Origin of the sequence: Micromonospora sp. DT31 (assembly GCF_049841795.1) — a bacterium.
Classification (GTDB): Bacteria; Actinomycetota; Actinomycetes; order Mycobacteriales; family Micromonosporaceae; genus Micromonospora.
This window is the reverse complement of the sequence record NZ_JBNCKZ010000046.1, coordinates 1-4,749: the sequence shown is the minus strand read 5'-3', so window position 1 is coordinate 4,749 and position 4,749 is coordinate 1. Positions and strand designations below refer to the sequence as shown.

1 protein-coding gene is annotated in these 4,749 nt (G+C 72.2%); it reads right to left on the bottom strand.

Annotated elements, in window-relative coordinates; all coding sequences use genetic code 11:
* Positions 1 to 4,720, bottom strand: a 4,720-nt coding sequence (locus ACLQ2X_RS28265; protein ID WP_425684120.1) for an SDR family NAD(P)-dependent oxidoreductase, incomplete at its 3' end; no start/stop codon positions are given.
* Positions 4,721 to 4,749 lie beyond the last annotated feature (29 nt).

Genomic DNA, 4,749 nt, shown 5'->3' with positions numbered 1-4,749 from the left:
CCACCCCCACACCCTCCGACCACGCCGTCCCATCCGCCCCCGCACCAAACGCCTTACACCGACCATCCACCGACAACCCACGCTGACGAGAAAACTCCACAAACGCCACAGGCGTCGCCATCACCGTCACCCCACCAGCCAACGCCAACGACGACTCACCCCGCCGCAAACTCTCACACGCCAAATGCACCGCCACCAACGACGACGAACACGCCGTATCCACCGTCACCGCAGGCCCCTCCAACCCGAAGTGATACGCCACCCGACCAGACGCGATACTGCCCGAGACGCCGGTGGCCAGGAACCCTTCGACGTCGTCGGCGGAGTCACCGGCGACCTTGCTGTACTCCTGGTTCATCAGGCCGACGTAGACGCTCGTGGAACTGCCGCGTAGCGAGTCCGGGGCGATGCCCGCCCGCTCGAACGCCTCCCACGACGTCTCCAACAACAACCGCTGCTGCGGATCCATCGCGGTCGCCTCCCGCGGACTGATCCCGAAGAACTCCGCATCGAACAGATCCGCATCGTGCAGGAACCCACCGTGACGGGCATAAGACGTACCCACCGTCTCCGGATCATCGTCGAAAAGACGCTCCAGATCCCACCCCCGATTCGTCGGGAACTCCCCCATCGCATCCCGACCATCAGCCAACAAATCCCACAACGACTCCGGCGAATCCACCCCACCCGGATACCGACAACTCACCGCCACAATCGCGATCGGCTCGTCGCCCGGCGTCGGAACGGACAGCGTCGGTGCGACGGCTGTTGCCGGCTCGGCGGAGGTCATCTCGGCCAGCAGGAAGTCGGCGATCGCCCCGGGAGTGGGATAGTCGAAGACCAGGGTGGCCGGCAACCGCAGCCCGGTCGCGGCACTCAACCGGCTCCGCAACTCCAGTGAGGCCAACGAGTCCACCCCGAGTTCGGTGAACGGACGGCCTTCCGGCACCGCCGCCACGTCGAGGTGACCCAGCACCTCGGCGGTGCGGCGGCGCACCTCCGCCAGGAGCAGGTCACGCCGTTCACTCGCGGTACGGCCGGTGAGCGCACCGGCCAGGTCGCCACGCCTGGTGGCAGCGCCGGCCGCCCCGGGCGTCCGGCGTACCCGGTGTCGCAGCAGCGGCGGCACCCCGTCCAACGGGGTCCCCTCCGGGCGGACCAGCGCACTGCGGTCGATCAGTGCGGTGGTGACGTTGGCCCGATCGGCCGCCACCGCGGCGTCGAACATGGCCAGGCCCTGCGGGGTACGGATCGGGGCCAGCCCCATCCGGCGGATGCGCTCCTGGTCGGCGACGCCGAGGCGGGCGGCCATCCCCTCGTCGCCCGCCCACGGCCCCCAGGCGAGCGAGGTGGCCGTCGCCCCACCGTCCCGGCGCTGGTGCGCGAGGGCGTCGAGGAAGGCGTTGGCTGCCGCGTAACCGCCCTGCCCGGGTGCGCCGAACACGCCGGCGGCCGAGGAGAACAGCACGAACATGTCCAGGTCGAGGTGCCGGGTCAGCCGGTGCAGGTGCCAGCCGGCGTCCACCTTCGCGCTGAGCACCCGATCGAGGGCGTCGGAGGTGACCGTGGCGATGGTCGCGTCCTCGACGACGCCGGCGGTGTGGACGACGGCGGTCAGCGGCCGGTCCGCCGGGACGGACGACAGCAGCGCACCGAGTGCCTCCGGATCCGCCACGTCGCACGCCTCCAGGCGGACGCTCGCCCCGGCAGCGGTCAACGCGGACACGAGGCGGTCGGCGTCGTCGGCGGCCGGGCCACGGCGGCTCACCAGCAGCAGGTGTCGGGCCCCGTACTTGTCGACGAGGTGGCGTGCCAGGAGCCTGCCCAGCGCGCCGGTGGCCCCGGTGACCAGGACCGTTCCCGTCGATGTCAGGGCCGACGACGCCAACTGGCGAGGCTCGGCCGGCAGGTCGACGAGCCGCGGCTGGTACAGCACGTCGCCGCGCAGGGCGAGTTGTGGTTCTCCGGTGGCGAGGGCGATCGCCACGGCGGCCCCGGCGTCGGCGTCGTGGGGGATGTCCAGCAGCACGAACCGGTCGGGATGTTCACTCTGCGCCGACCTGACCAGACCCCAGACCGCCGCCGAGACCGGATCGACCGGTTCCGCGGCCGGCCGGTGCTCCTTGATGTCGACCTCGTCGCCGACCGCGACAGCATTGCTGGTCAGGACCACGAGGCGTACCGCGTCGCCGCCGTCGTCGAGTGAGGCGCGCAGCGCCCCGAGCACCTCGGCCAGCCGGGCCCGCACGGCCTCGGTGACCGGCTCTTCGCCGACGGCCGGCCGGCACACCTCGTGGGCGATCGGGTCACCCGGTGTCGGCGTCGCGACGGGGAACCACCGCACGACCTGCGACGTCACGTCGGGACCGGTGGACAGCGGCCGGACGACGAGGGACCGGAGCTCGATGATCGGGACGCCACCCGGGTCGGTGATCCGGACCGCCGCCTCCGTGGCACCGGTGCGTCGCAGCTCCACCCGCAGGGCGTCGGGTGACCGGGAAGGCGCGTGGTACGTCAGTCCGGTCAGGCTGAACGGCACCATCGGAGGGCCGTCCACCGAGTGCGTCAACAGCAGGGGATGCAGGGCGGCGTCGAGCAGGGCCGGATGGATCGCGTACGCCTCCGCCGACACCTGTTCGGGGAGCGCCACCTCGGCGTACTGGTGCTCGGTTGCCGGCTGCCGCCAGAGGCCGGTGAGCAGCCGGAAGGCGTGGCCGTACTCGTAGCCTTGGCCGTCCAGCAGCGTGTAGACGTCGCTGGTGTCGGCCGGCAGGGCGCCCTCCGGCAGCCAGTCCACGACGGTTTCGGGCAGCCCGGCGGTGGTCCGGAGCGTGGCGGTGGTGTGTCGGACCCACCGGGGGTCGGGGAGGTCGGCGGTGGGCACCGCCCTGCTGTGCACGGTGACCTGGTGGACATCGGGGCCGTCGCGGGTGACCGTCACCTGCAGGTCGACGTCGTTACCGCCGCTCAACGTCAGCGGATGTTCGATGACCAGCTCGTCGATGTGGTCCCGGCCGAGCCGCCGGCCGGTGTGTAGGACCATGTCGACGAACGCGCTCGCGGGGACGACGGGCCGGCCGCCGACGACGTGGTCGGCCAGCCACGGATGCTCGGCGGCCGACAGCTTCCCGGAATACACCGTCGTCTCGCCGTCCGTCAGCTCCGTGACATGAGGCAGGAACGGGTGGCTGCCCGCGGCGGGCGGCGTTCCCTCCGGCACCGGGTGCAGCCAGAACGACTGGCGATGGAAGGGATGGACCGGCAGGTCGACGGGGCGCGGGCTGGTGGGATGCGGCCACTCGGTGTCGTGACCCTGAGCGCGCAGCGCGGCGAGTGCGGTGAGCAGGCTGGCGGGTTCGGGACGTGCGCCGTCGATGGTGGGCAGGATGGCATCGGCGGGCAGGTGCTCGTCGAGGATGGTGCGGGTGAGGGCGGTGAGGACGGGCGCGGGACCGAGTTCGAGATAACCGGTGACGTGCTGGCTGTTCAGGTGCCGTACACCCGGGTGGAAGCGGACTGCCTTGCGCAGCTGCTGGGTCCAGTAGTCGGGTGAGGTCAGCTGGGCGGTGGTCGCTTGGGCGCCGGTCAGGTTGGACACGATGGGCAGACTCGGCGGGTTGAGGGCGAGCCGCGCCACCACCGACCGGAACTCGGCCAGCACGGTGTCCATGTGCGGAGAGTGGAAGGCGTGGCTGGCGGCGAGCCGGCGGACTCGGCGGCCCTGCGCCGAGAAGCTGTCGGCGATCCGGGCGACCTCGTCGGCGTCGCCGGAGATGACGGTGGAGGAGGGCGCGTTGTGGGCGGCGATGCCGACCCGGCGTTCGCGGCCCACCAGCAGGGGACGCAGTTCGTCCACGCTCGCCTGGACCGCCATCATGACGCCGTCACCGCGCGCTGCCTGCATGAGCCGGGCGCGGGTGGTGACCAGCAGCGCCGCGTCGGCGAGCGAGAACACCCCGGCCACGTGGGCGGCACTGATCTCGCCGATGGAGTGGCCGAGCAGGAAGTTCGGCTTCACGCCATGGTGACGTACCTGCCGCCACAGTGCGACGTGCAGGGCGAACAGGGCCGGCTGCGCCCACATGGTCTGCCCCAGCAGGTGGTCGGCGTCGGGCCGTTGACTGAAGACGATGTCCCGCAACGGCTGGTCGGTGTGCGCGTCGACGGCCGCGCACACCTCGTCGAACGCCTCGGCGAACACCGGAAACGCCTCGTACAGTTCGCGGCCCATGCCGGGACGCTGGCTGCCCTGGCCGGTGAACAACACCGCGAGCCGGTGCTCACCCCGGGCGACTCCGCGGACGACGTTGTCGGCGTCGCGACCCGCGGCCAGCGCGGCCAGGCCGGAGGCCAGTTCGTCCCGGCTGCCGACGACCGCGGCCCGGTGCGGCAACGCCGCCCGGTGCGACACCAGCGCGTGGGCCACGTCCTCGACCCGGGCACGAGCCGCCGGGCCGTCCCCCGTGGTGCTCGCGGCCAGCCGGGCCGCCACCGCGCGCAGCCCTTCCTCGGTACGCGCCGAGACGTGCCACACCACCGGCGCCTCCGCCGCCGGTTCGGACCGCACCGTCGTCGCCGGCCCGATGGCCGATTCCGGGTCCGGGCCCGCCGCAGGCAGGACCGGCGGTTCTTCGAGGATCAGGTGTGCGTTGGTGCCGGAGATACCGAAGGCCGACACCGCCGCCCGCCGCGGCGTGCCCTCCCGCCGCGGCCACGGCACCGACCGCACCGCCACCCGAACCCCACCAG